Genomic DNA, 23,199 nt, shown 5'->3' on the forward strand with positions numbered 1-23,199 from the left:
GTTATGCAAAAACTGAATCCGATTACCCACCCTTTAAACGGGGTTTCGTTGATCGAAGCCTCGGCCGGTACTGGAAAAACCTATACTATGGTGGCGCTGTATCTACGCCTGCTGTTGAATATTGGAGAAAACGGTTTAGGTCGGGCGCTAACGGTGGAACAGATTTTGGTGATGACTTTCACCAAAGCCGCCACCCAAGAGTTGAAAGAGCGGATCCGCAGCCGGATTGTCGAATTGAAGGCCTTATTACAGCAAGCCTTGCTACAGCAGGCGCCGCAATCACCGACAGCAACCTTTGCCAGTTCGGATCCTTTTTTGCATGCGCTTTATCTTGCACTAAAACACGACTTGCCGACGGCAATTTTGCGCCTAGAAACGGCGCAGCAGGATATGGATACCGCAGCGATTTTTACCATTCATGGTTTTTGCCAACGAATGCTGACTCGCCATGCGTTTCACTCCGGTATTGCTTTTGATCCGGAAATGGTTGAGCAGCAGGACAAGTTATTACTGCAACTGTGCCGAGAATATTGGCGTGAGCAGTTTTATCCACAAAATTTGGCGATCAGCCGCTTTATTGACTACAGCTTGCAATCGCCGCAAACGGTGCTTGACTTGATCAAGCCTGCATTGGACGGCGAAATGCCGCAAGTGCGGTTTGCGCAAACCAATTCCTCACAAACGGACATTAACAGTTTTTTACAGCAGGATGTTTCTGATTATTTATTAAAAATTCAATCAATTAAGCAACAATGGTTAGCCGATAGTGCTGAGATTCGTGCTTTATTTCTGGCAGAGATAAACCGTAAGAAAGATAAGCGTTTAGACGGCAGAAGCTATCAACAACGTTATATTGTGCCGGCGATTGATGAGATTAACACATGGGCAGCCAGTGATGCGTTGGCGCTAAATGAGAAATTAGTTAAGTATTTTTCGCAAACCAATTTGGATCAAAAAACCAAGGGTGAAGAGAAAATTACACATCCGTTGTTTGCGGCAATCGATCAAATTGCCCCCCTGGGTTTTTATCAACGCATATTGCTGTGGCACTATATCAAAGGCGTGCGTGCCAAGCTGTCTGAGTATAAAGCCGGGCATAAGCAGATGAGTTTTGGCGATTTGCTCAGCCGTTTAAAAACCGCACTTTATGCTCAAGGTGGAAACGAACTGGCACAGTTGATCCGCCGACAATTTCCGTTTGCGATGGTGGACGAATTTCAGGATACCGATGCGGAGCAATACCAAATCTTTAAACGGTTATATCTTGATCAAGCCGATATTGGTGACGGTGGCATGATTATGATCGGCGATCCGAAACAGTCGATTTATGCTTTTCGTAACGCTGATATTTTTACCTATCTGAGTGCGGCACAAACGGTGTCGAATCGCTTTACCTTAGATACCAACTGGCGTTCGACCCCGGCGCTGATTGGGGCATTGAATACACTGTTTGCACATAATGCACTGCCGTTTATTTATCCGCAAATTCAATATCAAGCGGTCAATGCGGGTAAGCAGAGTCAAGATTTGTTGCTCAACGGCGTGCTGCAAAAGCCACTCAATTTTATGCTGAGTTCTAACGACAATACGGACGACATGGCACAGGCGTGTGCGGTTTCGGTGCAACAGTGGCTGAAAGCCATTGAGCAAAATCAATGCCTGCTGGGCGGAGAAAACGGCTTGGCAGCAAAAGATTTTGCCGTATTGGTGCGCAATAAAACCGAAGCGGATAAGATTAAATCGGCGTTGGCGCTGCTGGGGATTCGCAGCGTGTATCTGTCGGATCGCAGTTCGGTGCTAAACAGTGAATGGGCGCAGGTATTACGTTATTTATTAACTGCTTGCCTGAATCCGCACCGTGAACAAGCGGTGATGACCGTGTTGGCGAGCCGGTTGTTCGGTATGAACGCCGCTGAGCTATATCATTTGCGCCGAGATGAAAAAAGTTTGGAACAGTGGATCGCACAGTTTTTAAACTACCAGTCTATTTGGCAAACGCAAGGCGTGCTGCCGATGATTCATCGCTTGTTACAGCAGCAAAATTTACCGCCGAGGCTATTGGCGATGCCTGATGGCGAGCGGGCGATGACCGACATTCTGCATTTGGCGGAGTTTTTGCAGCAAGGCGCCACAGCAAATGAGAACGAGCATGCGTTGTTAAGCTGGTTCGAGCGGCAACTTGACAGTGATGAAGTTGACGCGGAGCAAGTGCGGTTGCGCTTAGAGAGTGAGCGTGATCTGGTCAAGATTGTCACGGTGCATAAATCTAAAGGGCTGGAATATGGTGTCGTCTGGTTGCCGTTCGTCGGGGCAGGCTATAAGCCAAGAGCTGACGATGCAAACACATTACAGAGCTATCACGACAGTGATAATCAGCTGTGTTGGGATCTGGCGCTAAGCCATCGTGCGGAAACGCTGAAAGAAAAATTGGCAGAAGAGTTGCGGCTGTTTTATGTCGCAGCCACTCGCGCCCGTTATCAACTGAATATTGGTTTTCCGGCACAAATGACGACAAAGCATAACTGGAATGCGCTGGCGTATTTATTGTCTGAGCGAATATTCGAGCAGGACGATCAGTTGTCGCTCAAAAATGGCAGTGAATTTATCACCAGTGAGCGACTTGCGCAGCGCTTTGCGGCTGCTGATTACACTACTATGGCAATTGAAAGCCTTGAAGCCGAGGCGTGGCGGGCTGCCCCCTTGCCGATTGAGGCGGTGCAAGCGGCTGAATTTGATGGCAAAATCGAAAATAACTGGCGTATCAGCAGTTTTACCGCACTTGTTGCGATGCACCAGCGCAATCAAATGCGTAAAAATCGAATGGTGTCCGAGCTTGAAAAAGTAGGCGAACGCTATCAGCAATGGCGTGAAGATGATGACGGCGACGTATTGAATTACGAGATTATCTTGGGAGAGCAGTTGACGAATGCAATGCAGCAAGCCGGCGATAAAGCTGCAAGCATTATGCTGCCGACCTGCTGGCAGCGCCAGCCACATACCCCGTTCAATTTCCCCAGTGGCAGCTTGGTGGGCAGTGTTCTGCATGATTTCTTACAACATATGGATTTTAGCCGCGATCCGGATCCGGCCGCAATCAGCGAGCTTTGCCGCAGGCTTGAATTAGACGACACTTGGCTTGAACCGTTAGTGCAATGGCTGTGGCTGATTGGTCAAACGCCACTATCAGCGGCAGAGCCGACAGAATCAGTGGTAGAAGAGCGGCAAGTGCGGTTACAGGGCTTGTTGCCACAGGATTGTTTAAAAGAGCTGGCGTTTTTGATCAGTGTACAAAAACCGCTGCGATCTGCTAAGCTCAACCGTTTATTACAACAGTATCCGCCGCTATGTCGGCAAATAAACCAGCAAATACAACAGCCGGTGGATTTTGATTTAGATTATTTCAAAGGGATGTTGCGTGGCTTTATCGATTTGGTGTGTCGGATTGACGGAAAATACTATCTGATCGATTACAAATCCAATCGGCTAGGCGACAATTATGCCGCTTATCTGCCATCGATTCTCAATCGGGTGATGGCCTATCACCACTATGATTTGCAATATTTGATTTACACCTTGGCGCTACACCGTTATTTGCGACAACGTGATGCAAATTATGATTATCAACGGGATTTTGGCGGTGTTTTTTACCTGTTTTTGCGTGGTTTGAATGGCGAAAACGCACAAACCGGGGTCTATTTCGATAAACCGGATTGGCGCTTGATTGACGGATTAGACAATTTATTGGCGGAATGATGCTGACGATTTTACAACAACTGCAACAGGCTGGTGCGATCAGCCGTTTGGATTATCAATTTGCTGCTTTGATTGCGGAAAAACAGCAGCCGTATGCCTATCCGCAGCCAATTGCCGACCTTGCGGTTTTGTTGGCGGCACTGTCCAGTTATCACAGCCAAAACGGCAGCACTTGCCTCAGCCCGACTGATTTTGAACATGGCGATTTCTTTGATTTGGCAATGCAAACTGAATTACGACCGCTGTTGCAACAGATTCAACAGCATTTGAACGGTATTGCACCAAACCAGTGGCAATATTTATTGCAAGAACAACAGCATATCGCTTTTGGTGAACAATTTGAGCCAGCTCGTCCGCTGTTGTGGTTAAACGGTCTGTTGTATTTATACCGTAATGGCGTTGACGAACAGCAAGTTGCGCAACAGTTATCGCAGCGCTCGTCACAACGTGCCGCCTTATTTGAGTTGCCCCGATTGGCGGCGTTTCTAGCGCAACTGTTTCCGGCAACAGATTCACAGATTGACTGGCAAAAAATTGCGGTTGCCACTGCACTTCGGCATAATTTCAGTGTGATCTCCGGGGGCCCGGGCACCGGCAAAACACGAACCGTATGCAATTTATTGCTGACCTTGCAATGGCAACAGCAGCAATGGCAAGCAGAACCGCTCAATATTGCCTTGGTGGCGCCGACCGGTAAAGCAGCGGCTCGCTTGAGCGAATCAATTGGCAACAGTTTGGCGCAATTGCCGTCGACTATCGATCATCGACTGAAACAGCAGATTCCACTACAGGCACAAACCTTGCACCGACTGTTGGGAATCCAATCGGAACGGCGGCAAGCCCGTTATCATCAAGCCAATCCGTTGCCGTTTGATCTGCTGTTATTAGACGAAGCCTCGATGATTGACTTGAATCTGTTTACCCAATTGCTGAATGCACTATCACCGCATACTCGCTTGATTCTGCTGGGCGACAAAGATCAATTGGCATCGGTGGAAAGTGGAGCCGTGATGGCACAGTTGTGTCAGTTTTTGGCACAGGGCTACAGTCGACAACATTGTGCTTATCTGGAACAAGTGACAGGGCAAAATTTAGACACCATTCAACATGAATCGGTTGAGCATGGCCATCCGATTCGTGATTGCCTCTGTTTTCTGCGTAAAAGTTATCGCTTTGATCAAAACTCAGGCATTAAAGTGTTGGCGGAAAGTGTCAATTTAGGGCGCTTCGACAGTTGGCAATGGTTTGCACAGAAAAGTGATTTAACTTGCTATCCTTATCCGCTTGAGCAGCCTGCCAATACAGTTGAAAACCGCACTTTCAACCCGACACTCAATGCGCTTGAGCTGATTTTAAAGCATGCGGTCAATTGGTATGCCGACTATCTGCAAGCAGTGCATCAATTTGATGATTTCAGCCATGAATCGCTTAAAACAGTTTTCACTGCTTTTAACAAAGTGCGGTTGCTAAGCGGTTTGCGTAGTGGTGAATTTGGGGTGGAGCAGTTGAATATGGCACTCAGTGAGCGCTTGCGGCAGAAAGGATTATTGAATTTTCGCCAGCGTCATGAAGGCTACCACGGCAAACCGATTATGGTGCTGCAAAACGACAATGCCGTGGCGCTGTATAACGGCGATATCGGTCTGTTTTTGACCGACAAACAAGGCAATAGTCGAGTCTGTTTTGAAGATGGTAAAGGCGGATTTCGTGATGTCTCACCAAGTCGTGTGCCGCCGCATGAGGCGGCATTTGTCATGACCGTGCATAAATCTCAAGGCTCGGAATTTGCACATACGGTGCTGATTTTGCCGCTGACTGCCAGCCCGGTGCTCAGTCGTGAATTGCTCTATACCGCAATCACCCGCGCCAAAACCCATTTCAGTCTGTTTGCGACACAACGGGTATGGCAAAGTGCGGTACAGAAACCGATTTTAAGACGCAGCGGATTGTATGGATTGCTGAATTTAATGAGCAGACCCTAACCTTTAGCGGCGGAAATCGCTTTTATTCTTTGCAAGGTCAATTGTTCGCGAATTTGCTGTTTTTGATAGCCGGCGGCGATGATCGCCTGTACATCAACGGCAACCGCACGTTGATAAAATTGCCGTGCCAGATCCGCTTGTGGATAATCGCTGTGTTCAAAGCCCAAGCGTCCGCGCGTATCTGCCAGACAGACGGTTAAAAGTGCGTTCAGGTTTTGTGGTTTACGCCACACATCTAAACTGTCAAATAAGCGCACAATGGTAGAGGCTTTCAACACTTGAATGCGGTGAATATGGCTGTGATAACGACAGCATAACACCGCAAGCTGTTGGTAATGATTCGGCACTTTTAAACGGCGGCACAATTCGATTGTCGGCGGCACGCCCAGTTGTTCATGTCCGTAGTGGTGCGGATAGTTTTCCGCTGGGGTGCGGGCTTTACCCAAATCGTGGCACAAAGCAGCAAAACGAATGCTAGCAGCATCCGTTTGATCGCCTGTTAATTTTGCTGCTTGCTCCAGCACCATCAAGGTGTGGATGCCGCTGTCGATTTCCGGGTGGTGCTGTGGTGGATTCGGGATACCAAATAAGGCATCTACTTCAGGAAACAGCCGTGCCAATGCGCCGCAGTCGCGCAGGCTTTGAAAATAGACTTGTGGCGAGGCGGTTTTTAACGCTTTTTCCGTTTCCAGCCAAACCCTTTCCGGGGTGAGATGATCCAATTCGCCACTTTGAGTAATCTGCTGCATCAGTTGTAGGGTTTCAGCCGCAATCTTAAAACCCAAATGGGCAAAACGTGCATGAAAACGGGCAACACGCAGCACTCTGAGCGGATCTTCGGCAAACGCAGCGGAAACATGGCGTAAAGTGCGGTTTTGCAAATCTTGAAGACCATGATAGGGATCGATTAATTCGCCGTCGAGACGTTGTGCAATCGCATTGATGGTTAAATCGCGGCGCAGCAGATCTTGTTCCAAACTGATGCCCGGGGTGAAATCAACCGCAAAGCCTTGATAGCCATGACCGCACTTGCGTTCAGTCCGTGCCAGAGCGTACTCTTCTTGGGTTTCGGGATGCAGAAACACCGGGAAATCTTGCCCGACTTGGCGGTAGCCTTGTGCCAGCATGTGTTGCGGGGTTGAACCGACCACCACCCAGTCACGATCTTTTACCTCAAGCCCCAACAGCTGATCGCGCACAGCGCCACCGACCAGATAGATTTCAAGTTGCGATTGCAGAGTTTTTATCATCGTAGAATGAATTATGACCAACCGTCACGGCGACGGCGACGCGGTATAATATTCGGCAGAATTAAGCCGAGAATTAAGCCGACCAGCATCACCGAACCGCCATAGATAAACCAGCGGATAATAATCTCTTGTTTTTCGGCGCTTAGCAGCGCTTCATACTCTTTATTTTTATTGCTGCTGATGTCTAATTGGCGTTTTAGCTGGCTGTTTTGTTCCAACAGTTGACTGCTTTGGCTTTCGGCTTGACGGCTGCGGCGTTGCATTTCAGAAACGCGCTGTTGCCACTCTTCATCAATGCGGTTCAATTTTAGCGTCAGCTCTTGAATTTGGTTTTTTAGCGCCGGGATCAATTCTTTACTGCTGGCTTCGCTGCTCAGTTCGCTGGTAAGAATCCAAGCTTCGCGGTTACGACTGTCACGAATTTGGCTGTATTTGTCTTTTTGGCTGAGCACCGTCACTTTTTCACCGGATTTAATCGAACCGGCAATCCGATAATCATCGCCGGCACCACGGCGTAAATAGGTGCTGAGATCTTCGGTGACGTAGCGAACCTCTGCGGCGCTGACACTTTGTGCCGCAAGGGTGACAAAGGTTGCAATACACAGAGTTTTGAGAAATTTTTTCATGTGGTTACCAATCAATTGAACGGTTTTCAATTTTTAAACATTCATTTTAAAGATTCAATGCAACGGGCGGATATAAAATCCGCCCTGCTTCTACAATTTTATCTTTATAGGTAAATAAAAGAGATTAACCCAAAAGACTAAAGAAAAATAGCATGTAAAATATAGTAGAAGATAATAGCAAAAATGGCACCGGCCGGTAAAGTCACAACCCATGAGGCAAAAATATTGCGGATAACATTGAGGTTAAGGGCGGCGATACCGCGTGCAAATCCAACCCCGAGCACTGCACCGACCAAGGTTTGGGTGGTGGAAATCGGCAAGCCGGTACCGGAGGCGATGACCACGGTGATTGCGGTGGCAAATTCAGCAGAGAAGCCACGGCTTGGGGTTAAATCGGTGATACCGCCGCCGATGGTACCCATGACCTTATAACCCATCACCGCCAAACCGATAACAATTCCGGTTGCACCGAGTGGCAGAATCCACCATGCCAGTGCGCTTTTGCTGGCGATTACACCGCCATTATCAACGATTGAAACGACTGCAGACAGTGGACCGATGGCATTGGCGACATCGTTTGAACCGTGAGCAAATGCCATGGAACAAGCGGTTAGTAACATTAAAATACTGAATACTTTTTCAACGCCACCGAAGGCACCGCCTTGTACTCGATTTTTAAAGGATTCGCTGCGGAAGTAGTAGTGGCAGAAGATGATTGAGATAATACTGATGGCTAAGGAGATGAAAAAGGTTTGCATTGTGCTGAGGTGTAGACCGACGTGTTTCAGACCTTTGGTCATAGTGACAATGCAGATGATGAAGCTGGTCAATCCCATATAGAACGGACCGTATTTTTGCGCATTTTCCATCGGGGTTTCAGTATCAAAAATCAGGCGCTGGGTGCTGACAAAAATGGTATATGCGACCAAACCGGAGATGATCGGCGTGATAAACCAACTGCCGACAATGCCTTTAACCGAGCCCCAATCTACCGTATGCGGGCCAACGGTAACACAGGCAAAGCCGATGATTGCGCCGATAATTGAATGGGTAGTCGAAACCGGCCAGCCCATATAAGAGGCGATCAGAAGCCAGGCGCCGGCTGAAAAAAGCGACGACATCATCCCCAAAATCAATACTTCAGGCACTGCTGCAAATAAGCTGGGATCGATGATACCACTCTTGATGGTTTCGGTGACTTCACCGCCAGCCAGATAAGCACCGGCAAATTCAAAGACCATTGCGATTAAAATTGCTTGTTTAACTGTGATAGTGCCAGAGCCGACGGATGTTCCCATTGCGTTGGAAACATCATTGGCGCCGATTCCGAAAGCCATTAAAAGTCCGGCGATCGCCGTGATAATCACTACGGTGTGACCGTATTGTGCGATAAATTCCATATAATATCCTCGTTATTCTTGTTTGGGATATGCTTAAGAGCGAGCCAACATTAATTCGATACGTGAACCGACCCGTTGCGCCTGATCGGCAAGCACACCGATCCATTCGAGGATTTTATACAGAAAAATCACATCGACCGGTTTGTATTGGTCTTCGATTTCCAATAATTGGCGGCGCAATAAAATTTGTTGATGATCGGTATCATCTTCGATCGCATCCAATTCATTGATCATTTTATTCACGAAATTCAATTCACGCCCTTTAAATCCGGTTTCCAAGAGCTCATCCATCTCTTGGATCACCCGTGTGGCTTGATGTGCAGCGTCTAAACTGCGGTTTAAGTATTCCAAAAAAGCCTGTTGCATCGGTTGTGGAATACAAAGATGGCGCCCAACGGCACGCCCAGCGATGTCTTTGGCGTAGTTTGCCAGCTTATCTTGCTGAGTGACCAGTTCTAATAGATCGGTGCGATCAAGTGGCATAAATAGCCCGCGTGGTAATTTCAGTCGGATTTCACGTTTTAAGCTGTCGGCTTCACGTTCGGCGTCGGAGATTTTTTTACGTAGCTCTTCCGCCAATGTCCAATCGTTTTCGAATGTTGCTTTAAAGAAAGGCACCAGGATATCACAGCATTCGCTGACTTTATTTGAGTGTTTTTCTAAGGGTTTGAGTGGGGATTGAGCAAACAAGCCCAAGATATTGTTGAGTGGCATAGCATTAGCTCCAATATACGATAAGATAATATAACTCAGGTGATGATTATTGCCGCATAATAACCGAAACTACGGCATAACTCACGATTTTAATTTGAGAAATAAACCTTTTTTGCTAAATTGTAATCAAATTGTCATCTTAAACGGATAGTTATAAAACAAGCGGGGCCGAAATATGAGCGCAGAAATTGAATTAAAGCTGCTGGTTAATCCAGCATTTGCCGCTTTTTTAAGCAAAGAGATGGCGAGCTTTAAAGTGTTATCCCATACTCAGCAAGTGTTGGGTAACTGTTACTATGATACCACCGACTATTTTTTCTCATCGCAACGTATGGGATTGCGGGTCAGAACGCTGAATGATCAGTTTATTTTAACCCTGAAAACCGACGGAACCACAATTGGTGGTTTGCACATGCGTCCGGAATACAATTGTGCGTTAGACGATGCGTCGCCTCGTTTAAACGGCTTGAACCAATTTGCTGATTTACAGCTCAGCCGCCCGCTTGAACAGTTACAGCAACATTTGAAACCGATTTTCAGCACTGATTTTTTACGCCAAGCATGGGAAATTGAATTGGGTAACGGTGCAAATATTGAAGTGGCGTTGGATCAAGGCGAAATCGAAGCGCAAGAGCGGTTTGAGCCGATTTATGAAGCTGAATTTGAACTGAAGCACGGCAGCTTGGATGATCTGTTGACCTTTGTCGAATCTCTCAGTCTGTCGGACGGTATTCGTTTGGGCTCGGTCAGCAAAGCCAAACGCGGCTATCGCTTGGCCGGGATCGTACCGTTGCAAGCCTTTGAATGGCAGCATCAGTGGCAGCAATTGCTGTCTGACCTATCGCAGGCAGCCACTGCGAGTGCAGCATTGAGCCGACTATTTGCTTATGAGCAGTCGTTGACGGAGTACTACGCTGAGCTGTTGACCATGCCACTATCGGCTGCACAGCTTGACAGTGCATTACAAGCGTTTATGACGTTATACCGCTATTACGCTCAACATCAATCACTCCTGTGGCAGGTTTATCAGCAGCAAGTCGGGCAGCGCTTAAAAGTGCGGTTGGACCAAGATTCAATTGAGGAGTTAATTGAATTGAATCAGCGTTTTTTGGCGAAATTAACTGAATTAAGCCAACTGTCGGGCGATGAAAACCGCACTTTACGTCTGCACGAGTTTTTGCACCGCGGTAATGGCGTCAAACGCCAGATTTACCTGATTAAATTGACCCTCAACGGATAATATCACATGGCGAAAACTCCGAAAAAAGCCTATGTTTGCAATGATTGTGGTGCAGATTATGCTCGCTGGCAGGGACAGTGCAGCGCCTGTAAAGCTTGGAATACCATCAGCGAAGTGCGCTTGGTCAGCACAGTCTCTAAAGGCGACCGTTTTAGTGGTTATGCCGGGGAAAGCAACGCAAAAGTACAGACCTTGTCCGAAATCAGCCTGCAAGAAACGCCACGTTTCAGCAGCCGTTTCAGCGAATTGGATCGTGTGCTGGGCGGTGGCATTGTGCCGGGCAGTGCAATTTTGATCGGAGGACATCCCGGTGCCGGTAAAAGTACTTTATTATTGCAAGTGATGTGTGGTTTGGCACAACAGATGCCAACCTTGTATGTCACCGGGGAGGAATCGTTGCAGCAAGTGGCGATGCGTGCCAACCGGTTGGGACTGCCGAGTGATAAACTGCGCATGCTGTCAGAAACTTCCGTTGAGCAGATTTGCAATATTGCCGACCAGGAAAAGCCGAAGGTGATTGTGATCGACTCTATTCAAGTGATGCACTTGGCAGATATTCAATCCTCGCCCGGTAGTGTGGCGCAAGTGCGCGAATGTGCTTCGTTTTTAACTCGCTATGCCAAAACCAAACAAGTGGCGATTATTATGGTCGGTCATGTCACCAAAGACGGTACGCTTGCCGGCCCGAAAGTGCTGGAACACTGCATCGACTGTTCAATTTTGCTTGAGGGCGAAGCCGATTCACGCTACCGCACTTTGCGTAGCCACAAAAACCGTTTTGGCGCGGTCAACGAATTAGGCGTTTTTGCGATGACTGAACAAGGCTTGCGCGAAGTCAAAAATCCGTCGGCGATTTTTTTAAGCCGTGGTGAAGAACAGACTTCCGGCAGCTCGGTGATGGTGTTATGGGAAGGGACGCGCCCTTTACTGGTGGAAATTCAGGCATTGGTCGATCACTCAATGCTAGCCAATCCGCGGCGGGTTGCAGTCGGATTAGAACAAAACCGCCTGGCGTTACTGTTGGCAGTGTTGCATCGGCACGGCAATGTGCAGATGTCCGATCAAGATGTGTTTGTCAATGTGGTCGGCGGTGTGAAAGTCGCAGAAACCGGTGCCGATTTGGCCCTGTTGCTGGCGTTGATTTCCAGTTTTCGTAACCGCCCTTTACCGCAAGATTTGGTGGTATTCGGCGAAGTCGGTTTGGCAGGGGAAATTCGCCCGGTTACCAGCGGGCAAGAGCGGATCAGCGAAGCCGCAAAACATGGCTTTCGTCGCGCGATTGTTCCGTTTGCCAATAAACCAAAGCACAATATCGAACAAATGCAGGTTTTCACCGTAAAAAAATTAGCGGATGCTTTAGCCGTGCTAGATGATTTTTAGCCGAGTGAAGGATAACGGAGCAGAACGATGAATGAGATAAAACTTTATGAAAATAAAGAGATTAGATCAATTTGGGATAATGAAAAAGAGGAGTGGTATTTTTCAGTTATTGACGTGGTAGCCGTGCTTACGGAAAGCAACAATCCCAGAGATTATTGGTATCGGGTAAAAAAACGTATGGCTGAGGAAGATAAATCTGAGTTGTCGACATTTTGTCGACAACTGAAATTAGTGTCCTCAGACGGTAAAAAATATAAGACTGATGTTGCAGAGATGCAAGGGATCTTCCGCATTATCCAATCTATTCCTTCCCCCAAAGCTGAACCCTTTAAAATGTGGTTAGCCGGAGTAGGTAAACAACGAATGGATGAAATTATTGATCCTGAATTGACCATTGAAAGAGCTTTGCAGACATACTTACAAAAAGGTTATTCCAGAGAATGGATTAATCAACGCCTTCAAGCTATTCAAGTGAGAAAGGAGCTGACTGATGTTTGGGAAGATCACGGAATTAAAGAAGGAATGGAATATGCCATTCTGACAAACGAAATATCAAAAGCTTGGAGTGGTATGACCACCCGTCAATATAAAGACTTCAAAAATCTGAAAAAAGAAAATCTAAGAGATAATATGTCTACGCTTGAACTGGTGCTCAATATGCTTGCTGAAGCAACGACAACAGAGTTGACTAAGGTTGAAAAGCCAATGGGGTTGGAAGAGAATAGGCAAACCGCTAAGCGAGGTGGCTCTATCGCTGGAAATACGAGAAAAGAGATCGAGAAGGAAACAGGGAAACCAATAATTACACCAAAAAACGCAATTAATTTTTCAAAGTTATTTGAAGATATTTCTGAAATACCAATGCAGGAAAAAATCCAGGAAGAGAAGCTGTTATTAAATCACTTAGATAAAATTCATATCACTGAATTAGGTGCTGCCCGTATACAAAAAAATCTAGAATTAGTAACAGATAATATCGTTGAGTGGTGTAAGCTGAAGATTGGGTTACCCCATGCGGTGATTAGCAAAAATGGAAAGAACTGGAATATTAGTGTTGATGGCAGTGTCATAACAATTAATGCTAATAATTACTGTATCATCACAGCACACAAAATAAGCTACAAGGACAATAATGGCGGCTAATCCCAAACAAGAAATTGCAGCTTATTCCAGCAAACCCAGTACAAAACTAATATCGGCATTTGCTGTGGACGGTACGCTAAGTCGTCATATCAAACAATTTCGTCCGCGCGATGAGCAGTTTGCGATGGCGCAAGCGGTGGAACAGGCGATTGTGCAACAAGGGCAGTTGGTGATAGAAGCGGGTACCGGCACCGGAAAAACCTTCGCTTATTTGGTGCCGGCAATGCTGTCAGGCAAAAAAACCATTATTTCGACCGGCTCAAAAAATCTGCAAGATCAGCTGTTTAACCGTGATTTACCGACTATTCAAAAAGCTTTGGGCTACAGTGGCAAACTGGCACTGCTTAAAGGTCGTGCCAACTATCTTTGTCTGGAACGGCTGGACAAATTGATTGCTGAGGGGGTGTTGGGCGATAAATCGGTATTGGCATCGTTAGCAGTGGTACGAAAATGGCAGACTTCGACCGCAAACGGTGATTTAAGCGAGTGTGCCGCATTGCCGGAAGACAGCCCGATTTTACCGCAATTAACCAGCACCACCGAGAGTTGTTTAGGCAGTGATTGCCCGAATTATGCCGAGTGTTATGTTTCCAAAGCACGCAAAAAAGCACTGGAAGCGGATTTGGTGGTGGTGAATCACCATCTGTTTTGTGCCGATATGGCGGTGAAAGAAAACGGTTTTGGCGAACTGATTCCTGAAGCCAAAGTGATTATTTTTGATGAAGCTCACCAATTGCCGGACATTGCCAGCCAATACTTTGGGCAAGCGATCAGCTCGCGTCAGTTGTATGATTTATGCCGTGATATGACATTATGTTACCGCACCGAAGTGAAAGATTTGAAGCAACTGGGAACCGCGGCCGATCACTTACAAAAAATTGTGCAGGATTTTCGCCTGATGATGGGCGAGGGCAACCAACGGGGAAATTTGCGAACCTTTTTTGCCGATCCAAACGTGCAAAGAGCGGTACAAAGCTTACAGGAAAATCTGGAATTTGTGCATGATGTGGTCAAATTGGCGTTGGGACGTTCGCAAACACTGGACAGTATTTTTGAACGGATTCAAACCATACAAACACAGTTTAAGCGGATTTTAGACACCGGCATCACCGGCTATTGTTATTGGTTCGAAACCTTTAACCGTCAGTTTGCGCTGCATTTAACACCGTTGACAGTGGCGGACAAATTTGGACAGCAGTTGCAAAACCAGCAGGCCGGTTGGATTTTCACCTCAGCAACGCTGGAAGTCGGTGGCAATTTCGATTTTTTCTGCGAGCGAATGGGAATTAAAAACAGTCAGCAAAAAGTACTGGCTTCGCCGTTTGATTATCCCAAACAATCACTGTTTTGTGTGCCGCGTTTTCTACCGGGCAGTAATCACAAGCAGACCTTGGGCAGGTTGGGCGAGATGTTGCTGCCGGTGATCGAAGCCAATCAAGGGCGCTGTTTTTTGCTGTGCACTTCATATGTGATGATGCGGGGGCTGGCAGAATACCTACGTGAACACAGCAGCTTATCGGTGCTGTTGCAGGGAGAAATGGGCAAAGGCAAACTGTTACAGAAGTTTACTGAAGAGAGCCATTCAGTATTGGTGGCAACCTCCAGTTTTTGGGAGGGAGTGGACGTGCGTGGTGATGCGCTGTCGCTGGTGATCATCGACAAACTGCCGTTTGCTTCACCGGACGAACCGTTGTTGAAAGCCCGGATTGAAGATTGCCGTTTGAAAGGTGGCGACCCGTTTAATCAGGTACAGTTGCCGACAGCGGTGATCAGTTTGAAACAAGGTGTCGGGCGCTTGATTCGTGATGTCACTGACCGAGGTGCGGTGATTATTTGTGATTCACGTTTAGTGATGCGTCCGTATGGCGCGACGTTTTTAAAGAGCTTGCCGAATGCCACACGCACTCGAGATCTGAATCGAGTGATTACATTTTTACAGCAAGCTCAAATTATAGACAAACATCAACAGACCCTAGAGTAGCAAAAAATGATAAAAACAACCTTATTGGCATTAGACACGGCGACCGAAGCCTGTTCGGTGGCGTTATTGCATAATGGAGAAATATTAGCAAAAGACAAACTGAGCCCAAAAGCGCACACGCGGCGGATTTTACCGATGATTGACGAAGTGTTGGCGCAAGCGGGGATCAGCCTGAAACAGGTTGATGCGCTGGTGTTCGGGCGTGGGCCGGGCAGTTTTACCGGGGTGCGGATCGGCTGTGGAATTGTGCAGGGGCTGGCGCTGGGGGCAGATTTGCCGGTGATTGCGGTGTCGAATTTGACAGCCATGGCGCAGCAGGCTTATCAAACACTGGGGGCAACCAGCGTATTGTCGGCGATTGATGCCCGTATGAACGAAGTCTATTTTTCTGCCTTGCGTTATCAGCCACAGCTGCTTGACGGCAACGAGTATGCCGATTGGCAGCACATCATTGCAGAACAGGTGTTGCCGCCGGAAGCGGTGTTACAACAGTTGCAGCAACTGCAACAAACTGAAATATTCCAAGCGCAGCAAAGTGCGGTCTGTGTCGGCAGCGGCTGGGGGGCGTATGCGCAATTTGAGCAATCTCACATTTTGTTAAAAAAATGTGAGATTTTATTGCCATCAGCCCGCTATATGCTACCGTTGGCACAATTAAATTGGCAGCAACAGCGCTATTACAGTGCGTTGCAGATTGAACCGGTCTATTTACGCAACCAAGTCACCTGGAAAAAGCTGCCGGGTCGAGAATAGTCTATAGCTCAAATTATAAACAAAGATCAACAGACCCTAGCTTAGGAGGCAAATGATGAAAATATTGAAATGGATTGTGCCGGGATTTGCAAGTGTGGTGCTGGCATCTTGTCAGCTTGCACCACAGGGCTTGGAACGTGACAATACGATAATCAGTTATAAGGCGCTGCAAACTGCAGATTTTGTCTGCAATTGTGAGCAAGTGCGGTTGGGCGGCAAAGTGATTCGGGCAACTGCACAGGCGCAGCAGACTGAAATTGAAGTGCTGAGTATGGCGGTTGACCGTTTTACGGCGAAGCCGATTCTAGCTTCGCAAAGTGACGGACGTTTTATCGCTGTGCTTAACGGCTTTGTCGATCCGCTCAGCCTACAAGATCAGTATATTACTGTAAAAGGAATTTTGAGCGGTAGGCAGGACGGTAAAATTGATCAGGCGCAGTATGTTTATCCAAAAATCAAAGTAGAGGACTACCATATTTGGCAGCAAGTGATTGAATATTATTATGACGAAGACGAGTGGGCGGATTATTGGGAAGGGCGGCGCTACGGGCGATTTTTCGGTCCGATACCGACCCGCTATCCGCGTCCGGCATTAAGATGAATTGACAAAACTAATAAAACTAACAAAAATAACAAAAACACCAATAGAGAAATAATAAAGGAATCCCATGGAAAAAATTTGGTTCGATAATTACCCGGAAGGGGCTGAGCGTGTGATTAAAACCGATAAATACCGCTCTTTGCTGGAAATGTTTGAAAATGCAGTGCGAGAACGCCCGGATCAAGCCGCCTACATTAATATGGGGAAGACGCTGACAATACGTAAACTGGAGGAGCGCAGTCGAGCGTTTGCCGCCTATCTGCAAAATGTATTAAAACTGAAAAAAGGCGATCGAGTAGCGTTGATGATGCCGAATCTGTTGCAATACCCGATTGCGCTGTTCGGTGTGCTGCGTGCCGGCATGATTGTGGTCAATGTCAATCCGCTCTACACCCCGCGTGAATTGGAACACCAACTGCAAGACAGTGGCGCCGTGGCGATTGTGGTGGTGTCCAATTTTGCAGCAACATTAGAAAGCATTGTTGATCAAACCGATGTCAAACACGTGATTTTGACCCGTATGGGCGATCAATTGTCGTTCGGCAAACGCAATTTAGTCAATTTTATCGTGAAATACGTCAAAAAACTGGTGCCTAAATATAAACTGCCCGGTGCGGTGACATTTCGTGAAGTATTGAGCATCGGCAAAATGCGCCAATATGTGAAGCCGCAAGTGGCTCCGGATGATCTGGCCTTTTTACAGTACACCGGCGGAACCACCGGCGTGGCAAAAGGGGCGATGCTGAGTCATAAAAATATCCTGACCAATATTTTCCAAGCGAAATGGATTGCCAATGATTTTGTTAAAGACTCACCGGTACGCGAAGCGATTATTGCCTTGCCGCTTTATCACGCATTTGCTTTGATTATGAATGGCTTGCTGTTTATCGAATTAGGATTGACCGGCGTGCTGATCACCAATCCGCGCGATATCAATGGTTTTGTCAAAGAGTTGAAACGCCATCCGTATGTGGCGTTGACAGGGGTAAATACGTTGTTCAACGCATTGTTGAATAATGAAAATTTTAGAGAGTTGGATTTTTCTGCGCTGAAATTATCGGTTGCCGGCGGAATGTCGGTTAATCAAGCGGTGGCAGAACGTTGGCATGCGCTGACCGGCAACAATATTATTGAAGGCTACGGCATGACCGAATGTTCGCCGCTGGTTGCTGCTTGTCCGCCACAATCGACCGAGCACAATGGCAATATCGGGGTGCCGATTCCGAATACCGATATCAAAATTATCAAAGAAGATGGCACCGAAGCACAACTGGGTGAACGCGGTGAGCTTTGGGTCAAAGGTGATCAAGTGATGCAAGGTTACTGGCAACGTCCGGAAGCGACGGCTGAAGTGTTGCAAGACGGTTGGCTGGCAACAGGCGATATCGTGGTGATGGGCGCAGACAAAAACTTGAAAATTGTTGATCGCAAAAAAGACATGATCATTGTCTCCGGCTTCAATGTGTATCCGAATGAAATTGAAGATGTGGTGATGCTGAATTACAAAGTGTTAGAAGTGGTGGCAATCGGTGTGCCGGACGTCAAGACCGGTGAGGCAGTGAAAGTGTTTGTGGTCAAACGTGATGAAAGCTTGACTGCTGACGAGATTCGCAAGCATTGCCGTGCGTATTTAACCGGTTACAAATTGCCACGCGAAATTGAATTCAGAGATGAATTGCCGAAAAGCAACATCGGCAAAATTTTACGTCGAGTGGTTCGAGATGAAGAACTGGCGAAACGCACTGCAAAGCAGTAAAAATAATAAAAGCAGTAGAGAATGAATCATATGCAACAACAAAATGGGCAAGTGCGGTCAGTGCTTAATTATCAATGGGTAGACAGTGCCGAGTTATTGCAAACCGTGTGTGACAACGCAAGAAAAAAAGCGGTGGTGGCGCTGGATACCGAGTTTATCCGTACCCGCACGTTTTATCCGAAATTGGGCTTGATACAACTTTATGACGGCGAAAGGTTGAGTTTGATTGATCCACTTTCACTGCCGGATCTTGCGCCGTTTAGAGAATTGTTGGCAGATCAAGCCGTCACCAAAGTGTTACATTCGTGCAGTGAAGATTTAGAAGTTTTTCAATATTATTTCAAACAGTTACCACAGCCGATGCTGGATACTCAGATCATTGCCGATTTTCTTGGTTTTTCCACTTCCAGCGGCTTTGCCAAATTGGTACAGCACTTTTTTGATCTGGAGTTGGATAAAGGCGCTTCGCGTACCGACTGGCTGGCGCGTCCGTTATCGGAACAGCAACTGCAATATGCGGCAGCTGATGTCTGGTATCTGTTGCCGTTGTTTGAAAAAATGCAACCGTTGTTGGCGCAAACCGAGTGGCAAAGTGCGGTTGTGGAAGAGTGTGAATTTTTGCTCAAGCGGGCACAGCAACCGAATGATCCGGAAAATGCCTATCTGAAAATCGGCAACGCTTGGCGTTTGCACGGTGAACGTTTATTGAGCCTGAAATGGCTGGCAAAATGGCGCATGAGAATGGCGATAGAGCGGGATCTTGCGCTGAATTTTGTGGTGAAAGAGCAGGCGCTGTACCAGGCGGCTGAATCACAGGTTAAGCATACTGCAGAATTCCTTGATCTGGGATTTCACCCGAATGAGATTCGTCGGCATGGTAAAAAAATTCTGCAAATTATTGCCTTGGCGCAAAAAGTCGAAGCCGATCAATATCCGCCGGCGATTGAACAAATTGCAACCTTACCACGTTATAAAAGCACATTGCGAGCATTGCAACATAAAGCGAGCGAGATCTGTCCACCAGAGTTGAGCAAAGAGCAGCTGGCAAGTCGAAAGTTGTTACATCAATTGATTAAATGGGTCTGGACTGAGCAATCCAATCCGGAAAAATTACCCCGTTTATTACAAGGTTGGCGCAAACCTTATGGACAGCAGTTGCTATCATTGCTGCAAACCGAAACTAGCCGCTAGAAAAAGGTCGGACGGCAATATCCTGTCCGACCGATACTCTTTACAGCACAGCTAATGCGGCTTCATAATTGGGTTCTTGTTTAATTTCCGGTACCAATTCACTGTGTAGAACCGTATTGGCTTCATCTAGCACAATCACTGCTCTGGCGGTTAAACCACTCAACGGACCGCTGACAATGGCTACACCAACAGCGTCGGCAAAAGTGCGGTTTCTGAAACTGGATAATGAGACCACATTTTCCAACCCTTCTGCACCACAGAAGCGGGCTTGGGCGAAAGGCAAATCGGCAGAAATGCACAACACCACAGTGTTGTCTAAACCGGAAGCCTGTTGATTAAATTTTCTGACTGAAGTGGCACAAACGCCGGTATCGATGCTTGGGAAAATATTTAAAATTTTACGTTTGCCTTTGTAATGGCTCAGCGCTACTTCGCTTAAATCGGTCGCCGTTAAGCTGAAATCGGCAACATGTGTTGTGACGGATGGAAATTGACCGTTCACTTCGATTGGATTGCCACCTAAATTGACTGTTGTCATCCTGTTCTCCTTTGGGTATTTAAGGGTTAACTCACGGGTTTTGATAAAGTGCGTTGAACACGCCTTTTTCAAAGTTCACCAACGGACTTCGCTTGGTTCGGCTTTCTAAGTCACCGGTTGAATAGCCGTTGATAAATTGGACAAAAGCGATACGTTCGCCTTTGGCATTTTGCATGAATCCGGCAAGATTATAAACCCCTTTTAATGCGCCGGTTTTGGCGATCAGGTTTTTTGCCAGCGGAGCTTCGCCCATCGAGCCGCGTCCGCTCAGCGTGCCGTCTTGCCCGGCGATCGGAAAGGTATCCAACAAGCCGAGCGTATCTTCATGGCGGCTAATATAATCCAGCGCTTGCAACAGTGCCGCGGGGCTAATCAGATTTTGGCGTGACAAACCGGAACCGTCAGCGATTTGGCTGTTGCCGAAATCGATTTCCGCCTGCTTGCTGAGAATTTGCCGCATTGCCAGTGCACTTTGCTGGAAGGAAACCGGTTTTTGGTAATATTGATACCCGATCCGACGAAACAGGCTATCTGCAATTTGATTATCGGATTTTTTCATCATCTGTTTCAATAAATCCGGCAGTGGTTTGGAATAGTGGCTGGCAAGAATCGTGCCGTTAGTTGGTTGCAGCGCCAAGCGAATTTGACCGTTGACATTAATCTTTAATTTTTGCAGTTGATTCATCACAATCGCGATCGCATAGGCGTCGGTATCCTGCACGGCAAAACTGAGGCCAAAAGGGTTACTTTGTCGTGCAATACAGCCTTTTAAGGTGTAGCGATTATTATCATTGACCACAACATCAAAAGCGCAATTTGCTGCTTCTTGTGCTGATACGATCCGCACTTGACTGAAAACTTGCACCGGAAAATGCGACGGCACGCTGGCTTGCACCAGTTCGCCGATCGCTCCGCTGGCATTTAGCTCCACTGAAAAACAGTTGCCGTCAATGCTGGCAGCGGAAGGTGGTGCATTAAAACACATGGTCAAATCGTTCCAGATCCAGCCCAAACCGCGATCGTGACTGTTAAAGATGCTGGTGTCCAACACAATATTGCCGTTGATGGTATCAATGCCTTGCTGTTTCAGTTGTGCCAGAAGTTGATAAAGCTGACCACTGCGCAAGGTTGGGTCGCCGCTGAAGCGAATACTTAAATCGCCTTGCAGGGTTTTGTTGCTAATTTTGGCGCTGCTGACCAAATCGGTGGCAAATTGAAATTCATCACCTAACGTTAATTTGGCCGCAAGTGCGGTAAACACTTTTTGCGTACTGGCGGGCAACATCAAGATCTGCTGATTGTAGTCAGCAATGGTTTGCTGCCGGTTCAAATTTTCCGCCGCAAAACCGACGCTGGCACCGGTCGGCAAGTAGGAAATATAGTCGTTAAGATTGACATTGGCTTGGGCAGGTGCGGCATTTAACCAAGCCAGTCCAAGTAGTGAAAATGCAATATTTTTGAATGCAGTCGATTGAAGTTGGAATCGTTTCATAGTTTGAGTAGTGACGGATGTTGAGCGTTATTTTTGGGGTTGCCTTTTTTTATAAGATGTCCATAATAGTGCCATCAGCCAACGAGGTAAATGATTATTTCACGGCAAATTGTCATACAGTGTAAATCGTGCTGAAAGGCATCTAACAAGCCATTTTATAAGGCATGGTGAACAAGCAAATCACTACAGCATACAAACTATGTTGTCAGATTATTGACAAAGATATTTGATGAGGCAATGTAGGGGCGGATTATATATCCGCCCGTTTGCGAAGTGCGGTATAAGCACTTAATCAATAAAGAAAAAATGCGAATTGCGGTTCGGGCGGATATATAATCCGCCCCTACTTTTACAATATTAATCGTATATTTTAACCTTTGTCAGCAGTCTAACAGCATACAAACTATGTTGTGGTTTTGTTTTGTCTGTAAAAAATAAAAATGATCACAGAGGAAAAATTATGAAACAGATTCCGATGACCGTACAGGGTGCGGAAAAATTAAAAGAAGAGCTGGAATTTTTGAAAAACGTCCGCCGTCCGGAAATTATCAAAGCGATTGCCGAAGCGCGCGAGCACGGCGATTTAAAAGAAAATGCGGAGTATCACGCGGCAAGGGAACAACAAGGATTTTGTGAAGGACGAATTCAGGATATTGAAGGCAAACTTTCTAACTGCCACATTATTGACATCACCAAGATGAAAAATAACGGCAAAGTGATTTTTGGCGCGACGGTTGTATTGGTGAATCTGGATACGGAAGAAGAAGTCAGCTATAAAATTGTCGGTGACGATGAAGCGGACATCAAGAGCGGTCTGATTTCGGTGAATTCGCCGATTGCACGTGGTTTAATCGGCAAAGAAATTGACGACAGCGTGTCGATCACCACCCCGGGCGGCAAAGTAGAATTTGATATCGTTGATGTGCTTTATCAGGCATAAAATATGTAAAGTGCGGTTTGGCAGGTCGGCTATTAGCCCGATCTGCCAGTAGTGAGTTGTGTTATTTAAGTTGTATTATTTAGGGAGTCTGATAGTCGGTTCTTTGCTTGGACGATATAACACCAAAATATGACCAATCAGTTGTACGGCAGCGGCAGAGGTTTCGCGCACAATCGCATCGATGATTAATTGCTTGGTTTCACGTTCGGCACCGGCAACTTTCACTTTAATCAGTTCATGATGGTTCAAGGCATTGTCGATTTCGGCAACAACACCTTCGGTTAAGCCGTTGGCGCCGAGCATTACAACCGGTTTCAAATTGTGTGCCAAGCCTTTTAAATACTGTTTTTGTTTTGTGGTTAAGTTGATTGCCATAAAAAATCCTTTTAACGTAGGTATAATTCTTGTAACGCAGGCTTAGGTTAAATACTAAAGCTACATTGTTACATCACAATAGAA

18 protein-coding genes and 1 pseudogene are annotated in these 23,199 nt (G+C 46.7%); 12 read left to right on the forward strand and 7 right to left on the reverse strand.

Going from position 1 to position 23,199, the window contains the following annotated elements; translation table 11 throughout:
- Positions 1–3 precede the first annotated feature (3 nt).
- The gene (gene recB, locus EDC16_RS08030) at positions 4–3,753 is read left to right on the forward strand and encodes an exodeoxyribonuclease V subunit beta (protein ID WP_132967197.1); all 3,750 of its coding nucleotides are present in this window, start codon (positions 4–6) and stop codon (positions 3,751–3,753) included.
- Entirely contained in the window at positions 3,750–5,735 is a 1,986-nt protein-coding gene (recD, locus tag EDC16_RS08035; protein WP_132967199.1) for an exodeoxyribonuclease V subunit alpha, read from the forward strand. Before recB ends, recD begins: the two co-directional genes overlap by 4 nt.
- Here recD and EDC16_RS08040 read toward each other — a convergent pair.
- The 4 genes from EDC16_RS08040 to EDC16_RS08055 all read right to left on the reverse strand — a co-directional run bounded on the left by EDC16_RS08040 (position 5,732) and on the right by EDC16_RS08055 (position 9,725).
- On the reverse strand, positions 5,732–6,985 hold the full coding sequence (locus EDC16_RS08040) for a multifunctional CCA addition/repair protein (protein WP_132967201.1): 1,254 nt from the start codon (positions 6,983–6,985) through the stop codon (positions 5,732–5,734). The two genes, recD and EDC16_RS08040, sit on opposite strands and share 4 nt — an antisense overlap.
- Before the next feature lie 11 nt (positions 6,986–6,996).
- The gene (locus EDC16_RS08045; protein WP_132967203.1) at positions 6,997–7,611 is read right to left on the reverse strand and encodes a TIGR04211 family SH3 domain-containing protein; all 615 of its coding nucleotides are present in this window, start codon (positions 7,609–7,611) and stop codon (positions 6,997–6,999) included.
- A gap of 137 nt (positions 7,612–7,748) precedes the next feature.
- Positions 7,749–9,011 (reverse strand): inorganic phosphate transporter, encoded by a 1,263-nt coding sequence (locus EDC16_RS08050; protein ID WP_132967205.1) that lies wholly within the window; start codon positions 9,009–9,011, stop codon positions 7,749–7,751.
- A gap of 33 nt (positions 9,012–9,044) precedes the next feature.
- A complete protein-coding gene (locus EDC16_RS08055; protein WP_132967207.1) occupies positions 9,045–9,725 on the reverse strand; it encodes a TIGR00153 family protein in 681 nt (226 codons plus the stop codon).
- Positions 9,726–9,900: 175 nt separating this feature from the next.
- On the opposite strand from EDC16_RS08055, the gene EDC16_RS08060 reads away from it, so the two are divergent.
- The 9 genes and pseudogenes from EDC16_RS08060 to rnd all read left to right on the forward strand — a co-directional run bounded on the left by EDC16_RS08060 (position 9,901) and on the right by rnd (position 19,770).
- Complete coding sequence (locus EDC16_RS08060; protein ID WP_132967209.1) at positions 9,901–10,965, forward strand: CYTH domain-containing protein; 1,065 nt, start codon at positions 9,901–9,903, stop codon at positions 10,963–10,965.
- A gap of 6 nt (positions 10,966–10,971) precedes the next feature.
- The gene (gene radA / locus EDC16_RS08065; protein ID WP_132967211.1) at positions 10,972–12,345 is read left to right on the forward strand and encodes a DNA repair protein RadA; all 1,374 of its coding nucleotides are present in this window, start codon (positions 10,972–10,974) and stop codon (positions 12,343–12,345) included.
- A gap of 27 nt (positions 12,346–12,372) precedes the next feature.
- Positions 12,373–13,200: pseudogene (locus tag EDC16_RS08070) on the forward strand (BRO-N domain-containing protein); the annotation flags it as partial.
- Positions 13,201–13,206: 6 nt separating this feature from the next.
- Entirely contained in the window at positions 13,207–13,488 is a 282-nt protein-coding gene (locus EDC16_RS12750) for a DUF3781 domain-containing protein (RefSeq protein WP_176551971.1), read from the forward strand.
- Entirely contained in the window at positions 13,478–15,469 is a 1,992-nt protein-coding gene (yoaA, locus tag EDC16_RS08075) for a DNA repair helicase YoaA (RefSeq protein ID WP_132967215.1), read from the forward strand. The genes EDC16_RS12750 and yoaA overlap by 11 nt, the downstream gene beginning before the upstream one ends.
- A 6-nt stretch (positions 15,470–15,475) precedes the next feature.
- Positions 15,476–16,222 carry a tRNA (adenosine(37)-N6)-threonylcarbamoyltransferase complex dimerization subunit type 1 TsaB gene (tsaB, locus tag EDC16_RS08080; RefSeq protein ID WP_176551969.1) on the forward strand — a complete coding sequence of 249 codons (747 nt, stop codon included), beginning with the start codon at positions 15,476–15,478 and terminating at the stop codon, positions 16,220–16,222.
- 52 nt (positions 16,223–16,274) lie between these two features.
- Complete coding sequence (locus EDC16_RS08085; protein ID WP_132967217.1) at positions 16,275–16,823, forward strand: Slp family lipoprotein; 549 nt, start codon at positions 16,275–16,277, stop codon at positions 16,821–16,823.
- A gap of 67 nt (positions 16,824–16,890) precedes the next feature.
- Positions 16,891–18,579: a long-chain-fatty-acid--CoA ligase FadD gene (fadD, locus tag EDC16_RS08090; protein WP_132967219.1), complete on the forward strand. Its 1,689-nt coding sequence runs from the start codon at positions 16,891–16,893 to the stop codon at positions 18,577–18,579.
- Between the two features lie 30 nt (positions 18,580–18,609).
- Positions 18,610–19,770: a ribonuclease D gene (gene rnd / locus EDC16_RS08095; protein WP_132967284.1), complete on the forward strand. Its 1,161-nt coding sequence runs from the start codon at positions 18,610–18,612 to the stop codon at positions 19,768–19,770.
- A 40-nt stretch (positions 19,771–19,810) separates the two neighbouring features.
- Here rnd and tpx read toward each other — a convergent pair whose 3' ends face one another.
- Positions 19,811–20,308 (reverse strand): thiol peroxidase, encoded by a 498-nt coding sequence (gene tpx, locus EDC16_RS08100; RefSeq protein WP_132967221.1) that lies wholly within the window; start codon positions 20,306–20,308, stop codon positions 19,811–19,813.
- Between the two features lie 31 nt (positions 20,309–20,339).
- Positions 20,340–21,800 carry a serine-type D-Ala-D-Ala carboxypeptidase gene (gene dacB, locus EDC16_RS08105; RefSeq protein WP_132967223.1) on the reverse strand — a complete coding sequence of 487 codons (1,461 nt, stop codon included), beginning with the start codon at positions 21,798–21,800 and terminating at the stop codon, positions 20,340–20,342.
- Positions 21,801–22,260: 460 nt separating this feature from the next.
- On the opposite strand from dacB, the gene greA reads away from it, so the two are divergent.
- Positions 22,261–22,740: a transcription elongation factor GreA gene (gene greA, locus EDC16_RS08110; protein WP_132967225.1), complete on the forward strand. Its 480-nt coding sequence runs from the start codon at positions 22,261–22,263 to the stop codon at positions 22,738–22,740.
- A 75-nt stretch (positions 22,741–22,815) separates the two neighbouring features.
- Here greA and yhbY read toward each other — a convergent pair whose 3' ends face one another.
- Positions 22,816–23,115 (reverse strand): ribosome assembly RNA-binding protein YhbY, encoded by a 300-nt coding sequence (yhbY, locus tag EDC16_RS08115; protein ID WP_132967227.1) that lies wholly within the window; start codon positions 23,113–23,115, stop codon positions 22,816–22,818.
- Positions 23,116–23,199 lie beyond the last annotated feature (84 nt).

This window comes from Testudinibacter aquarius, assembly GCF_004342725.1.
Taxonomy (GTDB): domain Bacteria; phylum Pseudomonadota; class Gammaproteobacteria; order Enterobacterales; family Pasteurellaceae; genus Chelonobacter; species Chelonobacter aquarius.